Consider the following 17,391-nt stretch of genomic DNA (forward strand, 5'->3'; position numbering starts at 1 on the left):
CCTACGACCGATCGGTTAACAGCCGATTGCTCTACCAACTGAGCTATCGAGGAATGTCGTCAACATTAACTATTATAATACAATACCAATGTTACGTCAACAACTTTTTTTAAGAAATGAAATTAAACTTACTATTACTCTAAGAAATCTTTTAATTTCTTACTACGACTAGGGTGACGTAACTTTCTAAGAGCTTTTGCTTCAATCTGGCGAATACGTTCACGGGTAACACCGAAATGCTGCCCTACCTCTTCTAGTGTGCGCGCTCGCCCATCATCAAGTCCAAACCGTAATCTAAGAACTTTTTCTTCTCGCGGAGTAAGAGTTTCTAGCACTTCTTCTAATTGTTCCTTTAAGAGCATAAAGGAAGCAGCCTCGGCAGGAGCTGGCGCATCCTGATCTTCAATAAAGTCACCTAAGTGAGAATCTTCTTCCTCACCAATCGGTGTTTCTAAAGATACTGGCTCTTGAGCAATTTTCATAATTTCTCTTACACGCTCAACACTGATATCCATCTCTTTTGCAATTTCTTCTGGCTGAGGCTCACGTCCTAGTTCTTGTAATAATTGCCTAGACACGCGTATCAATTTATTAATCGTCTCCACCATGTGCACTGGAATACGAATCGTTCGAGCTTGGTCAGCAATTGCCCTTGTGATTGCTTGGCGAATCCACCAAGTAGCATAGGTACTAAATTTATAGCCTTTATTATAGTCAAATTTCTCAACGGCTTTAATTAAGCCCAAATTACCTTCTTGAATTAAGTCCAAAAATAACATTCCCCGCCCAACATAGCGTTTTGCAATACTTACAACCAAGCGCAGGTTAGCTTCTGCCAATCGCCTTTTTGCTTCCTCGTCGCCTTCTTCCATACGTTGCGCTAATTTAATTTCTTCATCAGCTGTCAGTAAAGGTACTCGACCAATCTCCTTAAGATACATACGAACCGGATCATCAATACTAATACCTTCCGGAATTGTTAAATCAATATCTACTTCTTCTGGAGTTACTTCTTCTACTTCTGCTACATCAGGTTCATCATGTCTTTCAGTATCATCAGGAAGCTCGTCAACTATCTCAATCCCCTTACTAGAAAAGACTTCATATATCTCTTCAATTTCATCAGGAGATAAATCTTCACTTTGGAGAGTATCCATGATTTCACTATAAGTTAACACGCCACCCTGTTTTTTCCCTTTGTTCACCAATTTAGTTACAAATTCATTTGATATCATCTTTTTCTCTGTCATTTTACTCCCCTCCTCCATTGGCCACTCCAATCAAGGCGTAGTTTCTTTTTGGAATTATAAGTTGCGCAATTTATTAATTTCATCGTTTATTCGCTGACTTTCTGCTAATGCCTGCAGAAAACCACTATCCCCCAGACGTTCTAATTCATCAGCCCTTAATCGGTGCTGTTCATATAAAAACTTTAAATTTGTTAGGCGCATATTTTTTATACAATCATCAACCATTTTGATATTATCAGTATCATTATATTGTATATCAATTAGCATAATATGAGATAGTTCTGCATTTGCTGCTTCACTTAGCATCATTGTCCAAGCAGTATCTGTAATATCTTTTCCCATATTATACTCTTTAAATATTAAATTGATTATTTCGCGTCTATTTTCTCCTTGTATTTCTTCAATAGACAGTTTCTCTTTAATATATGGTATAAGAGAGCTATTCCCACACATTAATCGAATAATATGACTTTCAGCTTGTTCTAATGCGATTGAAGGTTGCTTCACAACTAACATATTAGATATATTCTTCCCTTTATTTACATTTTTATCCTTTTGTTGCTGAAACAAAAATTTACGAACTTCGCTGCGTATAGCACTTTCATCAATTGCCAGCGTCTGTGAAATAGAAGCAATATACGCGTTCACTTCTACTGCATTATCCGCTTCTGCCAATATAGGTACTATTTTAGATACAACGGCAACTTTACCTTCCAGACCGCTATAATCTATACTTTGAAAAGCTTGCTTAATTTGATACTCTAAAATATCAGATGCTTCTGGGATGAGTGATTGAAAAGCCTCAGTTCCATGTTTGCGAATAAATTCGTCAGGGTCTTTGCCATCAGGAATCAAAATCACTCTCACATTCGCACCTAAATTTCGTAGAATTGACAAAGCTCGTACTGTAGCATTTTGCCCAGCAGCATCACTATCATAAGCAAAAAATATATCTTTAGCATTACGAAGCAATAATTTAGCCTGCTCAGGAGAAAAAGCTGTACCTAATGATGCCACAACATTTCGAATACCAAAAGCATGAGCCGTAATGGCATCCATATAACCTTCTACTACAATGGCTTGCCCGGATTCCTTAATAAACTTTTGTGCAGCATCAAAACCAAACAAAATATATCTTTTATTAAAAACAGAGGTTTCTGGTGAATTTAAATATTTAGGTTGGCTATCATCAATCACCCTTCCCCCAAAACCAACTACCCGCCCTCGAGCATCAGAAATAGGAAATATTACACGACTACGAAACCGGTCATAAACACCATCACCAGAATTTCTCTCTACGATTAGACCAGCTCTTAGCAAAACCTCTTGTTCTACACCACGTTCTAAAAAAGCGTTTACTAATTTATCCCAAGCAGGAGGAGCAAAGCCAATTTTAAAACGTTCAATGACGTCATCTGTAACACCACGGGAATTTAAATATTCTCTTGCTTTTTTACCATAAACAGTTTTTGTCAAACAAGCATAAAAAAACTCCCTAGCCATTTCATTGACACGGTATAATTTGCTATTCTCACGTTCCCTTGCCAATTCCCGCGAACTTTTCTCTTTTTCTGGCAAAGGAATATTCATTTTTTGCGCCAATACTTTTACCGCATCAAAAAAACTAATGTTTTCAATTTTCATTAAAAAATTAAATACATTTCCCCCACTTTGACAACCAAAACAATAAAAAAAACCTTTGTCAGGTGTTACTGAAAATGAAGGAGTGTTCTCATGATGAAACGGACAGCAGCCCCAATAGTTTTTTCCCTTCTTTTTTAAAGGGACATAATCTGATAAGATGCTTACAATATCACTCTCCGAACGCAACCTATCAATAAATTCATCATAAATCCCATCTTTCATAAACTCACCTTTAACCTACTCGTAACCATATAGCCTGTTAATTTTTCATGAATAAATATTCCTACTAATCAACTTTTCGACTTATGATACAAGAATATCCTGTTTTCCTGTTTTCGCGATTTTTTCCCATATTCCTGCTAATACTAGCATATCCAATATGATTAAAAGAAAAACTACTTTCGATTTGTGATTTATTTCTACACAAATTCCCATAATCCTGCTATAAGATTCATGCACCATAGTACTTATTATTTCATACTATTAATTGAAAGATCTTAGAATGAGCTCCAAATTAGGACATAACTCCATTCATTTTACTTTCATAAACAATAGTATTCAATATAACTTATAAATATCCTCTTTTCCCTCTTGACAACTAATATTTTTTTTGATAACAAATTGAAACTTCTTCTTATAACTCATCGGGCAATCCACTTTGCCGGAATAAATAACTCTTCAAACAAATGAACTGCATAACTATCTGTCAAACCTGCAATGTAATCAACAATGGTTACCTCCAATCCCCAAATACTTTCACGTTCTAAAAATTCCTGTGGTAAGCTTTCAGGGTGAAGGGTAAAGTATTCATATAATTTATGAATGATATATTTCGCCTTCTTGCGATCCGGCTCTAAATCTGTTGAACGATATACTTTTCGAAACATAAACTCACGAAATTCTTCCATGGCATTTTTAACGTTAGTCGAGATATGTATTTCATTACGTCCTTCAGATGTCCGAATCATATCAGAAACCATTACAGTAATCATATTAGACGGGTTTGTTCCTAATGTCTTTGCCACCTTTTCTGGTAAATCAACAGTTCTGATCATCCCTGCTCGAATACCATCATCATAGTCATGACATAAATAAGCGATACGATCGCCAATACGCACTACGTTTCCTTCTAAGGTAAAAGGCTTATTTAAACCTGTATGATTTAATATGCCATCTTTAACTTCTAATGTTAAGTTCAGTCCTCTGCCATTTCGTTCGAGATGTTCTACGACTCTTAAACTCTGTTCATTATGGTGGTAACGACCAATAATTTCACGCAAAGCATACTCGCCAACATGACCAAAAGGAGTGTGCCCAACGTCATGTCCCAAGGCAATAGCTTCAATTAAATCTTCATTTAACATTAATCCTCGGGCAATGGTTCGAGATATTTGTGAGACCTCTAAACTATGAGTCATTCTCATGCGATAATGATCTCCAGGAGAAATATAAACTTGGGTTTTATGCTTTAATCGGCGAAAAGCCTTACTATGGATAAGACGATCACGATCACGCTGGAAAGCGGTTCGAAACTCACATACCTCTTCTTCTTTATCTCGTATTGCTTCCCTACTTTTACTAGCAAAGGATGACAGTATTTTATATTCTTGTTCCTCAATACGTTCACGTATATTCATAATATCGCCTCCGCATTTTACTTCATAACCTTCGTTTTTTTTAGATAGAAGCATTGTTTGCTTCATTATTACACCTAGTTTGATAACGAATGAATCTTATATACTCTTTTCAGCATACCAAGCATTTACACCTCCATTTTCCTACAAAATCTGTTATAATATTATTAAGGATTTGTTTATATGCTTTACTTATACGGAGAGGAGATTATTATGAAAACTAAAACTTTCATATTTACTTTACTGTTTATGCTGATATTTACAGCAACTACTCTCGCTGCCAAACCCACTATTACAGCAGATCAGCAATATTTTGACATTAATACCGGTTTATATGTATTAAATGGAAATGTATACATACAAGTTAAAAACCGTGTGATTACTGCAGATCAAGCAAAAGTTAATATGGGCTCATTAGAAGTTTGGGGAAGTGGCAATATTACAGTAAAGCAAGATGATATTTTATTCACTGCAGATAGTGTCTATGTATATGGTGCCCAAGACCGAGCTATCGTCGAAGGAAATGTACATTTTACTCGCACAAACCTAAATGTTACAGCTAATCACGTCGATTACAACTGGCGAGATAAAAATGCCTTTTTTAGCGATAATGTACAAATTGAACAAAATGGGAATTCCTGGTCCGCGGATACAGCAAAATATAATATAACAACAGACACATTCTTATAATAAAAAAGCCTCCGGATTTTTACCGGAGGTTTTTTTATTATACTTGTGAGCAATAATCCGCACCAAAGATATTAGATTGTTTTTTGCTACAGATCAATTCCATAATTTTATTAGCAGTTTCTTCAATAGCCTTATTTGACACATCAATAATAGGACAGTTTAATTTATGCATAATGCTTTTAGCATATTCTACTTCCTCTTTGATTCGTGCAGAATCAGCATAACAGGATTCCGGGTCTAATCCCATAGAACGCAGTCGCTCGGCCCGAATATTATTTAATTTGGCAGGATCAATAATTAAACCGACAATTTTTTCTGTAGGAATTTCGAATAATTCTTTTGGCGGAGCCACTTCAGGCACCATCGGTACATTGGCAACCCGTAATTCTTTATGAGCCAGATACATGCTCAAGGGTGTCTTTGAGGTACGCGATACTCCAACCAGTACCACATCGGCTTTTAGTATACCGTCAGGATTTTTCCCATCATCATATTTTACCGCAAATTCAATTGCTGCAACCCGTTTGAAGTAAGCTTGATCCAAAGTATGAACCAATCCTGGCTTTAATTGCGGAACAAATCCTGATACATGCTGTACAGCATCAATCATGGGTCCCATAATATCAATCGTAGGAATGTTATAACGTTGTGCCTGTTCTAATAACGCTTCTCTTAATTCACGTCCTACAATGGTATGACAAATCACACTGGTATAATTTGCTGCATCTTCTAAAATTCTTTCAATCTGAATGGTACTATTAATATACGGAATACGAATAATTTCAAACGCTCCAGCTTTAAATTGACTTGCTGTGGCTCTAGCTATCATTTCCGCCGTTTCACCAATAGAATCCGATAAAGCATAAATTACTGATGATTTAGCTATGATGCTCCCTCCTATACTAATAATTCTATTGTATATTTATTTTAATAAAAGCCAATTCCAATTTATATAATACGTTAAAATCATACAAAATCCTCTTCTAAAAGACTCTCTTTATAACATTCTGCCAATAAACATAGATAATTATTACATGTTAAAAGTATAAAAGAGCCTGCATCCATTGTACAGGCTCTTTCTTATATGATTTATAAAGCTACAATTTTACTTAAATCTGCTACATTCGTAGTAAGACCTGTAATTCCTTTGAGTAATGCTAAACGATTATTTTTTACTGCTACATCTTCAACCATAACCATAACTGCACCAAAAAACGCATCAATTGGCTCAGTCATCCTGATCATTGCATTGAGTATACCACAATAGTCTTTTCTTTCCGTCATACTTTGAATCTCTTCATATGCATCTTTATAGGCAAAATAGAGAACGCGTTCCTCATCTACTGTAAATAAGCTCTCATCAATTGCCTGAACAGCTGTAACATTTTTGACTAAATTACCAACCCGAGTAAATGCTTGCACAGCCTTCTGCATTTCGCTGCTGCCGCCATCATTTGCCATAGCTTTAGCCCTCAACCAAGTATCATATACATCATCTACGCTAGTGCCCATTACAGCATCAACGATATCATAACGAATATTTTCATCAGCTAAGACATTCTTAATTCGTAATCGGAAAAACTCCTGAATTTCTATGAGCAACTTCTCTCGCTTTTCAGGAACAATACCCAATAAATCCATAGTTTGAACCAGCATAGCATTCATCGAAACATGATAGTTGCTATCAATTAAGATATTAACAATCCCTAATGCCTGGCGTCTTAATGCATAAGGATCTTGAGAACCCGTTGGTATTAGACCACGACTGAAAGTTGCTACGATATTATCCAGTTTGTCAGCGATACTAATCACCTTTCCTGCTACACTTTCCGGCAAAATATCACCAGCAAAACGGGGTAAATAGTGTTCGAATATTGCCTGAGCTACCTCAGGTTGTTCTCCATTTAACAATGCATATTCTTTCCCCATAGTCCCTTGCAGTTCGGTAAACTCGCAAACCATCCCTGTTACCAAATCAGCCTTTGCAAGTTTGGCACTCCGTTCAATAATCCTATTTACATTTTCAGTACCTATAAATTTTGCAATAGCTAACGCGAGATGCTCAATACGTATGGTTTTATCATAAACAGTGCCTAATCCCTCTTGAAAAACAATCGTCTTAAGTTTATCTAAGCGATCAATTAATTTTATCTTCTTATCTTCCTCAAAAAAGAACTGAGCGTCGGCTAATCTTGCTTTGAGTACCCTTTCATTACCATGACGAACAATATCAATATGGTCGGCGGAACCGTTACGTACCGTAATAAATACAGGTAAGAGCTTTCCATTTTTTGAGACTACAGGAAAATACCGCTGATGCTCGCGCATAGGCGTAATAACAGCCTCTGGAGGCAATGATAAATATTTTTCTTCAAATCGTCCGCAAAGAGCTGTCGGATATTCCACAAGATATACTACTTCTTCTAATAAATCTTCATCAATAGCAGCAGTACCACCTTGACTTAGGGCAATTTCCTGAACTTGCTCACGAATAACGCTGCGTCGCTCTTCTTGATTTACCATAACGTAGTTTTCCTGCAATACAGTAAAATAATCATCCACAGAATTTACGATTAATTCACCTTTACTTAAAAAACGATGACCGCGAGTCGCATTCCCCGTTGATACTTCTGCAATGGTAAAAGGAATGATCTCGCTACCAAAAAGTGCTACTATCCAACGGATAGGCCTAACAAACTTTCTATCAAAGTTAGCCCATCGCATATTCTTAGGAAAATTAAGACTATCAATAATATTGCTTAAGATCTCAGGCAACAAGGTCGTGACAGGTTTGCCCACTTCATGTACAAGAGCATAAACATATCCATCTTTTACCACCAAATCAGTTGGATCGACACCTTGCCCCCGGGCAAATCCTTGAGCAGCTTTTGTTGGCAGATGATTTGCATCAAATGCAATCTTTATAGAAGGGCCTTTATTTTCACTATTCTTATCCGCTTGTTCTTCTACTACATCTCTCACAATCAATGCTAATCGTCGAGGAGTCCCTAGCACTTGAATATCTCTATAGCCAACTCTAAGTTCATCAAATTTATTTCTAGCAATATTCTCAAGTTGGCTTAAAGCGCCTGCCATAAATCTTGCAGGAATTTCTTCCGTACCAATTTCAAATAATAAATCTTTTGCCATAATTATTTACCCTCCTTAAGCAAGGGAAAGCCTAATTTTTCTCGTTGTTCTAAATAGCCTTGTGCGCACAATCTGGCCATATTACGAACTCTTCCAATAAAACCGGTACGTTCACTAACACTAATCGCACCACGGGCATCTAATAGATTAAAAGTATGAGAGCATTTTAACACATAATCATAGGCGGGTAATACATAGCCTGCTTCAATGACTCGGATGGCTTCTTTTTCATACATATCAAACAACTGGAATAGCAAATCCGTATCAGCAATTTCAAAATTATAATGAGATTGTTCTACTTCATTACGGTGAAAAACATCGCCATAAGTAACGCCATCTACCCATTCTAGTTCATACACATTTTCTTTTCCTTGAATATACATTGCCAAACGCTCTAAACCATAGGTAATTTCCACAGAGACAGGTTTTACATCAATACTGCCAACTTGTTGGAAATAAGTAAATTGGGTAATTTCCATACCATCTAACCACACTTCCCAGCCAAGTCCCCATGCACCTAAGGTTGGAGATTCCCAGTTATCTTCAACAAAACGAATATCATGCTGACTGGGATCAATTCCTAAACCTACCAAACTTTCTAAATAGAGTTCTTGAATATTTGCAGGTGATGGTTTCATGATAACTTGAAATTGATGATGCTGTAACAAACGATTAGGATTATCTCCATAACGTCCATCTGCAGGACGACGCGAAGGTTCCACATATGCAACATTCCAAGGTTCTGGTCCTAAAGCTCGTAAAAAGGTTGCAGGATTCATTGTACCTGCCCCCTTTTCCACATCATACGGTTGCATTAAAATACATTTCTGTCCAGCCCAAAAATTTTGTAGTGTCAAAATAATCTCTTGAAAAGTCACTAATAATACGCCTCCCTTAATAGTAAAAAACTTAATCTACATTAAGTCTCAGCCAAAATGCAATCCTCAGCCTTGCTTATGCAAATAAACGTATGCGACTGCTTGTTTACAAATAAAAACCTCCCTATCCACAGTAACATATCGTTACAGGGACGAGAGGTTTTTCCCGCGGTTCCACCCTGATTGACCATGAGAACATGATCCACCTTAAGTTATAGCAAGTTTTACTCTTCCACACTATCGAGCGCATGCGCAGAATTTCCTCTTACGGCTTAGGAATGCCTTTCACCCATTACATTGCCAAGCTTACACCATCCCTGACTCGCTAAAAACAATAGGCTACTTTTTTCCTTCATTGCCTTAATTTAGTTAAAATCATAACAAAAGTTATTTATATTGTCAATGGTATATAGTAGCGTCTAAAGTCCACTATTTTTATGAAACTCATTTTTTTCTTCATCAACTGCTGTATCATCATCTGATATTTTTGTCTCTGTAGTACTGCCATCATTGCGCACAACTTCGATACTACACCGTTTAAACATTGCTATTAATACTCCTAATGCTGCAATTTGTGGTAACACTACAGCTCCTAGAGCGCCAAGTGTTACAGGAATTTCAACTAAGGTACGTCCTTCACTCTTTATACTAATTTTATTAACATTGCCTTCGTGGATAAGAGCTTTTACCTTATCAATCACTTCTCCAGATCGTACAGAAAAGCCCTCTGTCCAGTTTATTTCTTTCTTCTCATCTAATTCAATTAACGTATCAAGTAAAATTCCTTGATTCCGTTCTAATGCTTCTTTAGCCTCTCGATAGGAAAGCCCTGTACGCCCTCGTATAATATCAATTTTTTCTAATGTTATTTCTTCCATGATGAAATCCTCCTAAGAAATATTTTTGTTATTATTTCCAACAGTGATAATCCTTATTCAAAAATTCCATTTTGTTACATTGTTGTGGCAACAACTTTTAGCTGCTCTCATTTTTCATCTTGCATTACTTCAGCAACTTGTTTTATAAACTTCATAGATTTAAGTGGCTTGTCCAAACATTGCGTCAAATACTCTATCAAGATTTTCTCTGTTTGCATTAAAACTGCACCACTTACAGTAAATTCAACCGGATTTTTCCAGTTGACATGTAATAAACAATCGATAAAATCAACTATTTTTCCATTCACTTCTGGCAGTTTTCCATGGTCACAATTCGAGCAGATGCAGCCTCCGTTTAAAAAACAAAAATAACTAGGTAATACTAAGGCTTGTCCACAAATAACACATTGCTTAAAGTCAGGATAATATCCCATAATAAATAGCATTTGCCAAGCCCAAGCTAGGGCTACCATGCGCGGATTACGCATAGGAAGTATTTTTAGTACTTCTAATAACAAATCAAATACTTGAGGTTCAGGCTGCTTTTCCGGACAAAGTTCTGCTACTAGTTCTGCAATAAATGTACCATAAGCCATACAGTTAAAATCCTCTTGTACTTGACGAAAAGAATTTTTCATCTCACATTGTTTCACAGAATCATAGTTTTTCCCTGAAACCACCCTTACATCCATATGGGTAAAAAGTTGCATACCACCAGCTAAGGGGCTCTTAGGCCGCCTAGCTCCATTGGCAAAGGCAATAATCTTGCCATGCTCCCGAGAAAATAAAGTTACCATCTTATCCGCTTCACCCCAATCACGTGCTGCAACTAAGATGGCTTCTGTTTGATATTGTGCCATATTTCCCTCAATTAACCTACTGCTTAAAATATAATTTGAATATGTAAGAGGCGTTCACAATGCATACGCCCCTATTTTGTTTAAATCTATATGATTTTAATTCCAAGAGATTATAAGCCGATCTTAGTAACTGGTGGTGTTTCAGGTATCACGTTAGATTCAGTGCATGAACGATAGATCAAATATGCTTCAATTTGTCCGGTGCTTTGGAAAACTTCCCACATTAAATCCCGTAACAACACTTGACATCATCCTTTCGCACATATTTTTTCGACACGACCTTCCAACTTCCTCGCCTTATAAACCTCCTTTCCAAGTATCTTCTTTTATAGCTAAGCTTCACTCTCATCCGTTTTAGGAAGAGGCAAGGCTTTTACCCGAACTACACGAAAACCATTGACTTGTAGCAGAACAAAGCTATATTCACCAATTGTTACCTCATCCCCGATTTCAGGACGACGCCCTAATACGCCAAATATATATCCGCCAATGGTATCCTCTTCATGTTCTTCCAAGCGAATATTTAATAAATCCGCTACATCCTCTAACAGTACTCTGCCATCAAATTCATAGGTATTATCAGGCATACGTTGAATTTCTGGTTGAATCAATTCATCGTGCTCATCTTTAATATCACCAACGATTTCTTCAATAATATCTTCCATGGCAACAAGCCCCGCAGTACCGCCGTATTCATCAACCACAACCGCAAGATGAATACGCTTGCGCCGCATCATCTGTAAGATTTTAGCTACTGACATGCCTTCGGGAATTACCAAGATCTCCCTCATAATCGTTGTTAAATCTTTTTGCTCTGTATTGCAAAGATCGAAGTCCATTAGATCTCTAAGATGAATCATGCCCATAATATGATCTTTATCTTCTAAACATAATGGAAAACGAGTATGATGCGTTTCACGGACTACTTTTATGTTTTCTTCGTATGAGTCATCAGCAAATAAACAAACAATATCTTGACGAGGCACCATAACCTCGCGTGCTAAACGATCAGCGAAATCAAAAACATTATCTAAAAGATCACTTTCCATTTGGTCTAATACCCCGCCTCGGTGGCTGGCGCTTACAATCATCCTTAATTCTTCTTCCGAATGAGCTAAGTCAGATTCACTCGTTGGCTTGACACCTAAAAGCTTCAGGAAAAACCAAGCAGTATGATCAAATAGCGTAATCACAGGATAACCAATTTTATGGAATATATATAATGGCCATACTACCCAAAGCAGCATGCTTTCCGCTTTTTGAATAGCTAATGACTTCGGAATCAATTCACCGATCACTACATGCAGTAAGGTAATAATAGTAAATCCAATAGCGACTGTTATGGTGTGTAATACTAATTGTGATCCTGGTAAATAGGCAAATATTAAAGGCTGTAAAATAGAGGACATGGCAGGTTCCCCAATCCAACCTAAAGCCAATGAAGCGAGTGTAATCCCCAATTGAATTGCGCTTAGATACGTATCTAAAGAAGATATAATTTTTAATGCTAATTCAGCTCGTGAATTTCCTTGCTGTACTAGTTCTTCTATACGAGTTTTACGAATCTTCACCAAAGAAAATTCCGCAACTACAAAAAAACCATTTAGTAAAACCAATAAAAAAGCTGCCAATAAACTTAGCGAGCTATATAAAGGCGACTCGATAGCGCATCTCTCCCTCAAAATATTACGGTTCGGCAGTGAAAACTAGTCTTAATGCTTCCTATGCAACTCTTGCAATATAATTTGCAAAAACAATTTATCTAACTAGAAAACGTTCAATGATTTGTCCCTTAATTTATTATAACCCAATTTGTCATAATAATATTAACCCCTTCCAACATAAAGACCGATTTCACCTCTCTTTACAAATGATACCATCTTGTAGCATTTCGGTCAATAAAGAATGGCTGTCACAATGTGACAGCCACAGTAAATAATTTACCTAATGAAGTTTTAGCAACCAACTTTTACTCATAACCAAAGCTTCGTAAGCTGCCTTCTTTATTACGCCAGTCTTTTTTCACTTTAACCCATAAATCTAAAAATATTTTTGATCCTAAAAGATTTTCAATATCAATCCGTGCCAGCTTCCCCACTTCTTTTAGCAATTGTCCTTTAGCACCAATTACAATTCCCTTCTGGGATTCCCGCTCTACATAAACCACAGCCCGGATGTATAAATCTTCATTTGCTCTAGTTGTGATTTCCTCAATATCCACAGCAATAGAATGGGGAATTTCATCTCGTGTAGCATGAAGAACTTTCTCACGAATCATCTCGGCAATTACTAAACGTTCCGGTTGATCCGTAATCATATCTTCCGGATAATATTGAGGACCAGGCTCTAAATATTTTTTCACCTCTATAATCAAACCATCCAGATTGGTATGTTCCATCGCGGAAATAGGTACCACACCTACAAATTCATAGCAAGCAGAATACTTTTGTATGATTGGCAGCAGTTTGGTTTTCTCGATCTTATCAATTTTATTGACTACCAAAATAACTGGTGTTTTAACTAGTGATAATAATTCCAGTATGTATCGCTCGCCTCCACCAATATCCTCAGTAGCATCTACAACAAAAAAAATGACGTCTACTTCACGCAGCGTATTTTCTGCTGCTTTAAGCATGTATTCGCCCAATTTATGCTTAGGTTTATGTATACCAGGCGTATCAATAAATAAAATTTGTGCATCATCAAGTGTAAGAACACACATAATCTTATTACGCGTTGTCTGAGGTTTATCCGACATAATCACGACTTTTTGTCCAATGAGACTATTAATTAAAGTAGATTTACCAACGTTTGGTCTGCCAATTACTGAAACAAACCCTGACTTATGATCTTTATTAACTTCCATGATTCTTTTCTCCTGACAAATGTTTTTTTTCGAATGAATAGGGTAATAACTCTTCTAGAGTAACAATGTATTCTTCCTCTTGCAAATTACTCATAATCACTTTACTAATACCAAACTCAGACATTACCTGCCTGCAAGCTCCGCAAGGCGCTACAGGCTTTACCGTATCCGCCACAATAGCAATCGCTGTCAACTCTTGATTTCCTTCAGAAACAGCCTTAAAAATAGCTGTACGTTCTGCACAATTAGACAAGCCATAAGAAGCATTTTCAACATTACAGCCCACATATATCTTTCCATTCTTTGTTAATACTGCAGCACCCACTTTAAAGTTTGAATAAGGCACATAAGCATACTCTCGTCCAGATTTTGCTGCTTGAATTAATTTTTTCATAATACGCCCCTTTACTTTTAAAGTTTTGAAAAAAAGAGCATATACCCAACGACTAATGAAAATATAGCGGTTATCAGAACAGCTCCAGCAGCTACATCTTTAGCTATTTTTGCCAGAGGATGAAACTCTGGCGATATCATATTTACCAGAGTTTCCACCACCGTATTGATCATCTCTGCTACTAATACACCTTCTACCGTTACTAACAAGATCAGTATTTCATATTTATCTAATGCAAGCCACCAAGACAAAAATCCTACAGTTAACCCCGCTCCAATGTGAATTTTCATATTACGCTCATGCGTAACGCAATAATAAATCCCCCCAAAAGCACTTTTAACGGAGATTAGCAAACTTTGCTTCTTTCTCATTATACACGAGTAATGCCTAACAAAAATAAAATATGTTCTTCTTCCTGACGCATTTCTGCTTTTTCATCCTCTGTCATATGGTCATATCCCAATAGATGCAAGATACCATGAGTTGTTAAGTAAGCCAATTCACGCTCTAAACTATGTCCAAATTCCTCCGCCTGCCGCGCTGCGGTTTCAAGAGAAATAATAATATCACCTAACAAAACCTCTTCTGGCCCATTAACTATTTGAGGCTCTTCTCCTTCATTTAACGCAAAGGATAATACATCAGTAGAGCAGTCTTTTCCTCGATATTGTCGATTCAACTGATGAATGTAACCATCATCAGCCAAAACAACACTCACCTCTGTATGAGGCTCGATTCCGTAGACTTCAGCAGTTTTATTTAACACCGATTTCACTATCTGTTCCATTTCCAGCGTTACTATCATCTTTTGCAGAGGACTGCTTATTGCTATTTCCATTCTTTGCTTTTCTCCTCTCCAACTCTTTCAATGTATCGGGATATTCAATTCGGGTATGAAACATACTGGAAAGAACTCGAATAAATACATCGCCGATTACGTTCAAGTCTTTTAATGTTACATTGCATTCATCTAATTGTCCATCATGCAAACGTTCACGAATGATTTTACGAACAGTTGCTTCTATTCGATTTTTGTTGGGTTTGCCAATGGAACGTACTGCCGCCTCACAAGCATCCGCTAGCATAATAAGAGCTGCTTCTTTACTCTGAGGACGTGGACCTTCATACCGAAAATCCGCCTCAATAATGCATTCACTATGCTCATTTTCGGTAGCCCTTTTATAAAAATAGGACACTAACATCGTTCCGTGATGCTGCTGCACAATATCAATAATAATCTGAGGCAATTTATACTCACGGCACAAATCAACGCCGTCCTTGATATGTGAGGTTACAATTAGGGTACTTAACGAAGGCGCTATTTTATCATGAGGATTTTCATTCCCTGCTTGGTTTTCCACAAAAAAGTAAGGTCGTTTAATTTTACCAATATCATGATAATATGCCCCTACGCGCACGGTCACAGGATCTGCATGGACATAACCTGCAGCCGTTTCTGCTAAATTTCCAACTAAGACACTATGATGGTAACTCCCTGGAGCATCTAAAAGCAGTCGTTGCAACAAAGGATGATTAGGCTGCGCTAAATCCAATAACTTTAAGGGCGTAGTGATATTAAAAGCATTTTCTAAATAAGGCAGGAGCCCTGTTGTAATGACAGAAGCTGCAATACCGCTTACAATACCCTGTACTCCTTGCATGAGAATTTGCGCACTATTTAATTGCTCAATAAAACCTGTGGCACCAATCACTACAAAATTAACGCCAGCAATGATAATTCCTGTTTTTGTCAGGCTATAGCCATGAGCCATCTTCGATACACTATAAACACCAATCAAGCTTCCAATTAACACTGTTGATACGGCTCGTAAATCATGTTCAACAATAATACCAAATAACAGTGCTAAAGCGATACTAATCACTACTCCTAGGCGAGCATCAATCAATATGGCGACGAGGAGAGCTCCAGCAGCAATTGGAGCTGAAAAATCAGAATAATAATGAGCAGCCTTACCTAGTAATAAGGTTACCAGCGTAATTAATCCTAATAACACTAAATATAAATCATTTGTATAAATAGGGTAAGCAAACCGATACATGTATCCCAAAATAATAATCATGACAGCTATAACAAAAATGGCAAGTCCAAATATACGCATTTCATTAACATGCCCTTTGGATAAGCCCAATTCTTCTACAGCGTGAATTTGTTCAGGAGTGACAATATCTCCGCGCCTTACCATTATCTGACCTTTTTTTACCGTTTCCCGTACTGGTTCCATACTGTTTATAGCAGACTGTTTACGTTTATCTGTTTCACGAACGTTTAAAATAAAATTTGGTTTTAACAGTGCTTGTCCAATTCCAGCTATTACAGACTCAACCCTTTTGTCTAAACCCATTTCTTCTGTTTCAATTACAATATGCTTCCTGGCAATATCTAAATCATCATCACGAATACCTCTCTGAAAGAATTTACGTAAAATAGATTTAGACTGTTCCTCTGCATTGACCATTGATGCCGCGTCAAGGTGAACTAATCCATCAAGAACATTATTAGGCAATGGCAGCGGCAACCCTTGCTGTAATTTTTCCTTTTTTTGCTCTGCTGAAACTAGCTCTTTATTTCCCACAACCTGCCTTGCCTCGCTAAAAATCGCGCCTATATTTTCTTCGGCTTTAGCGATTGCAGTAACATCTAAATCATAGACATTCGCTACACTGGATAATACTTCATCCTCAAATTTTTTCGTCTTAATTACATCTACATATGCGGCCGTCCTTGGTGCTATTACATCACGGTCACTAACTTGTCCTACTTCAAGAGATACTTTATCCGAGACAAAATCGGATGATAAAATAATCATGAACAACAGAAAAAAAGCTACTCCTAATACAAGTCGCCGTGCAATTGGCTTTCCATATATACTTGTAGGCTGAGTAAAAAATTCTCGCAACTTATTATTTAATGATATCACGAATTTCAACTCCATATTTAGCAACATGAGATTCAATGTACAACCAGATTTTTGGCAATAAATAACAATAAGAGTTTACCCCATTACCTTAAATCCTATTCTTAACACACTTGTTCTCGTCATTTTAAGAACTTCCATGTAGATCGCTGTGATCATTCCTATGAGTGAATAAAAGTAATAAAAGAAGAAAGGGCTTTCCTAGGCATCT

16 protein-coding genes and 1 other annotated feature are annotated in these 17,391 nt (G+C 37.0%); of the genes, 1 reads left to right on the top strand and 15 read right to left on the bottom strand.

Annotated elements, in window-relative coordinates; all coding sequences use genetic code 11:
- Positions 1–134: 134 nt before the first annotated feature.
- The 3 genes from rpoD to LMF89_RS13420 form a co-directional block, all read right to left on the bottom strand.
- Complete coding sequence (gene rpoD / locus LMF89_RS13410; RefSeq protein ID WP_007936591.1) at positions 135–1,250, bottom strand: RNA polymerase sigma factor RpoD; 1,116 nt, start codon at positions 1,248–1,250, stop codon at positions 135–137.
- A 54-nt stretch (positions 1,251–1,304) separates the two neighbouring features.
- The gene (gene dnaG, locus LMF89_RS13415; protein ID WP_229535541.1) at positions 1,305–3,116 is read right to left on the bottom strand and encodes a DNA primase; all 1,812 of its coding nucleotides are present in this window, start codon (positions 3,114–3,116) and stop codon (positions 1,305–1,307) included.
- A gap of 419 nt (positions 3,117–3,535) precedes the next feature.
- Positions 3,536–4,531 (bottom strand): deoxyguanosinetriphosphate triphosphohydrolase, encoded by a 996-nt coding sequence (locus LMF89_RS13420; protein WP_229535542.1) that lies wholly within the window; start codon positions 4,529–4,531, stop codon positions 3,536–3,538.
- Positions 4,532–4,741: 210 nt separating this feature from the next.
- Between LMF89_RS13420 and LMF89_RS13425 the strand changes: the two genes are divergently transcribed.
- On the top strand, positions 4,742–5,218 hold the full coding sequence (locus LMF89_RS13425) for an LptA/OstA family protein (RefSeq protein WP_229535543.1): 477 nt from the start codon (positions 4,742–4,744) through the stop codon (positions 5,216–5,218).
- 37 nt (positions 5,219–5,255) lie between these two features.
- Here LMF89_RS13425 and LMF89_RS13430 read toward each other — a convergent pair whose 3' ends face one another.
- From LMF89_RS13430 to LMF89_RS13485, 12 genes are all read right to left on the bottom strand, one after another.
- The gene (locus LMF89_RS13430) at positions 5,256–6,086 is read right to left on the bottom strand and encodes a pyruvate, water dikinase regulatory protein (protein WP_081490006.1); all 831 of its coding nucleotides are present in this window, start codon (positions 6,084–6,086) and stop codon (positions 5,256–5,258) included.
- 221 nt (positions 6,087–6,307) lie between these two features.
- Positions 6,308–8,368 (bottom strand): glycine--tRNA ligase subunit beta, encoded by a 2,061-nt coding sequence (gene glyS, locus LMF89_RS13435; protein WP_229535544.1) that lies wholly within the window; start codon positions 8,366–8,368, stop codon positions 6,308–6,310.
- A gap of 2 nt (positions 8,369–8,370) precedes the next feature.
- Positions 8,371–9,246, bottom strand: a complete 876-nt coding sequence (gene glyQ / locus LMF89_RS13440) for a glycine--tRNA ligase subunit alpha (RefSeq protein ID WP_007936582.1) — start codon at positions 9,244–9,246, stop codon at positions 8,371–8,373.
- A 145-nt stretch (positions 9,247–9,391) separates the two neighbouring features.
- Positions 9,392–9,611: a binding site (T-box leader), on the bottom strand.
- Between the two features lie 54 nt (positions 9,612–9,665).
- Complete coding sequence (locus LMF89_RS13445) at positions 9,666–10,124, bottom strand: DUF4342 domain-containing protein (protein WP_229535545.1); 459 nt, start codon at positions 10,122–10,124, stop codon at positions 9,666–9,668.
- A 107-nt stretch (positions 10,125–10,231) separates the two neighbouring features.
- A complete protein-coding gene (gene recO, locus LMF89_RS13450) occupies positions 10,232–10,984 on the bottom strand; it encodes a DNA repair protein RecO (RefSeq protein WP_229535546.1) in 753 nt (250 codons plus the stop codon).
- Positions 10,985–11,094: 110 nt separating this feature from the next.
- The gene (locus LMF89_RS13455; RefSeq protein ID WP_229535547.1) at positions 11,095–11,226 is read right to left on the bottom strand and encodes a YqzL family protein; all 132 of its coding nucleotides are present in this window, start codon (positions 11,224–11,226) and stop codon (positions 11,095–11,097) included.
- Between the two features lie 90 nt (positions 11,227–11,316).
- Entirely contained in the window at positions 11,317–12,600 is a 1,284-nt protein-coding gene (locus LMF89_RS13460) for a hemolysin family protein (protein WP_017531234.1), read from the bottom strand.
- A gap of 353 nt (positions 12,601–12,953) precedes the next feature.
- The gene (gene era, locus LMF89_RS13465) at positions 12,954–13,850 is read right to left on the bottom strand and encodes a GTPase Era (RefSeq protein ID WP_229535548.1); all 897 of its coding nucleotides are present in this window, start codon (positions 13,848–13,850) and stop codon (positions 12,954–12,956) included.
- Positions 13,840–14,244, bottom strand: a complete 405-nt coding sequence (locus tag LMF89_RS13470) for a cytidine deaminase (RefSeq protein ID WP_229535549.1) — start codon at positions 14,242–14,244, stop codon at positions 13,840–13,842. Before LMF89_RS13470 ends, era begins: the two co-directional genes overlap by 11 nt.
- A 17-nt stretch (positions 14,245–14,261) precedes the next feature.
- The gene (locus LMF89_RS13475; protein ID WP_255711330.1) at positions 14,262–14,615 is read right to left on the bottom strand and encodes a diacylglycerol kinase family protein; all 354 of its coding nucleotides are present in this window, start codon (positions 14,613–14,615) and stop codon (positions 14,262–14,264) included.
- A complete protein-coding gene (gene ybeY, locus LMF89_RS13480) occupies positions 14,615–15,049 on the bottom strand; it encodes an rRNA maturation RNase YbeY (RefSeq protein ID WP_229535618.1) in 435 nt (144 codons plus the stop codon). Before ybeY ends, LMF89_RS13475 begins: the two co-directional genes overlap by 1 nt.
- Complete coding sequence (locus tag LMF89_RS13485; RefSeq protein WP_229535551.1) at positions 15,000–17,183, bottom strand: HD family phosphohydrolase; 2,184 nt, start codon at positions 17,181–17,183, stop codon at positions 15,000–15,002. Before LMF89_RS13485 ends, ybeY begins: the two co-directional genes overlap by 50 nt.
- Positions 17,184–17,391 lie beyond the last annotated feature (208 nt).

It is taken from the genome of Pelosinus baikalensis (assembly GCF_020819555.1).
GTDB classification, from domain to species: domain Bacteria; phylum Bacillota; class Negativicutes; order DSM-13327; family DSM-13327; genus Pelosinus; species Pelosinus baikalensis.

Bases quoted from the DNA above. Each gene is read 5' to 3' on its own strand.
- rpoD (WP_007936591.1), bottom strand. From the start codon at position 1,250: ATGACAGAGAAAAAGATGATATCAAATGAATTTGTAACTAAATTGGTG.
- dnaG (WP_229535541.1), bottom strand. From the start codon at position 3,116: ATGAAAGATGGGATTTATGATGAATTTATTGATAGGTTGCGTTCGGAG.
- LMF89_RS13420 (WP_229535542.1), bottom strand. From the start codon at position 4,531: ATGAATATACGTGAACGTATTGAGGAACAAGAATATAAAATACTGTCA.
- LMF89_RS13425 (WP_229535543.1), top strand. From the start codon at position 4,742: ATGAAAACTAAAACTTTCATATTTACTTTACTGTTTATGCTGATATTT.
- glyS (WP_229535544.1), bottom strand. From the start codon at position 8,368: ATGGCAAAAGATTTATTATTTGAAATTGGTACGGAAGAAATTCCTGCA.
- LMF89_RS13445 (WP_229535545.1), bottom strand. From the start codon at position 10,124: ATGGAAGAAATAACATTAGAAAAAATTGATATTATACGAGGGCGTACA.
- recO (WP_229535546.1), bottom strand. From the start codon at position 10,984: ATGGCACAATATCAAACAGAAGCCATCTTAGTTGCAGCACGTGATTGG.
- era (WP_229535548.1), bottom strand. From the start codon at position 13,850: ATGGAAGTTAATAAAGATCATAAGTCAGGGTTTGTTTCAGTAATTGGC.
- LMF89_RS13470 (WP_229535549.1), bottom strand. From the start codon at position 14,244: ATGAAAAAATTAATTCAAGCAGCAAAATCTGGACGAGAGTATGCTTAT.
- LMF89_RS13475 (WP_255711330.1), bottom strand. From the start codon at position 14,615: ATGAGAAAGAAGCAAAGTTTGCTAATCTCCGTTAAAAGTGCTTTTGGG.
- ybeY (WP_229535618.1), bottom strand. From the start codon at position 15,049: ATGATAGTAACGCTGGAAATGGAACAGATAGTGAAATCGGTGTTAAAT.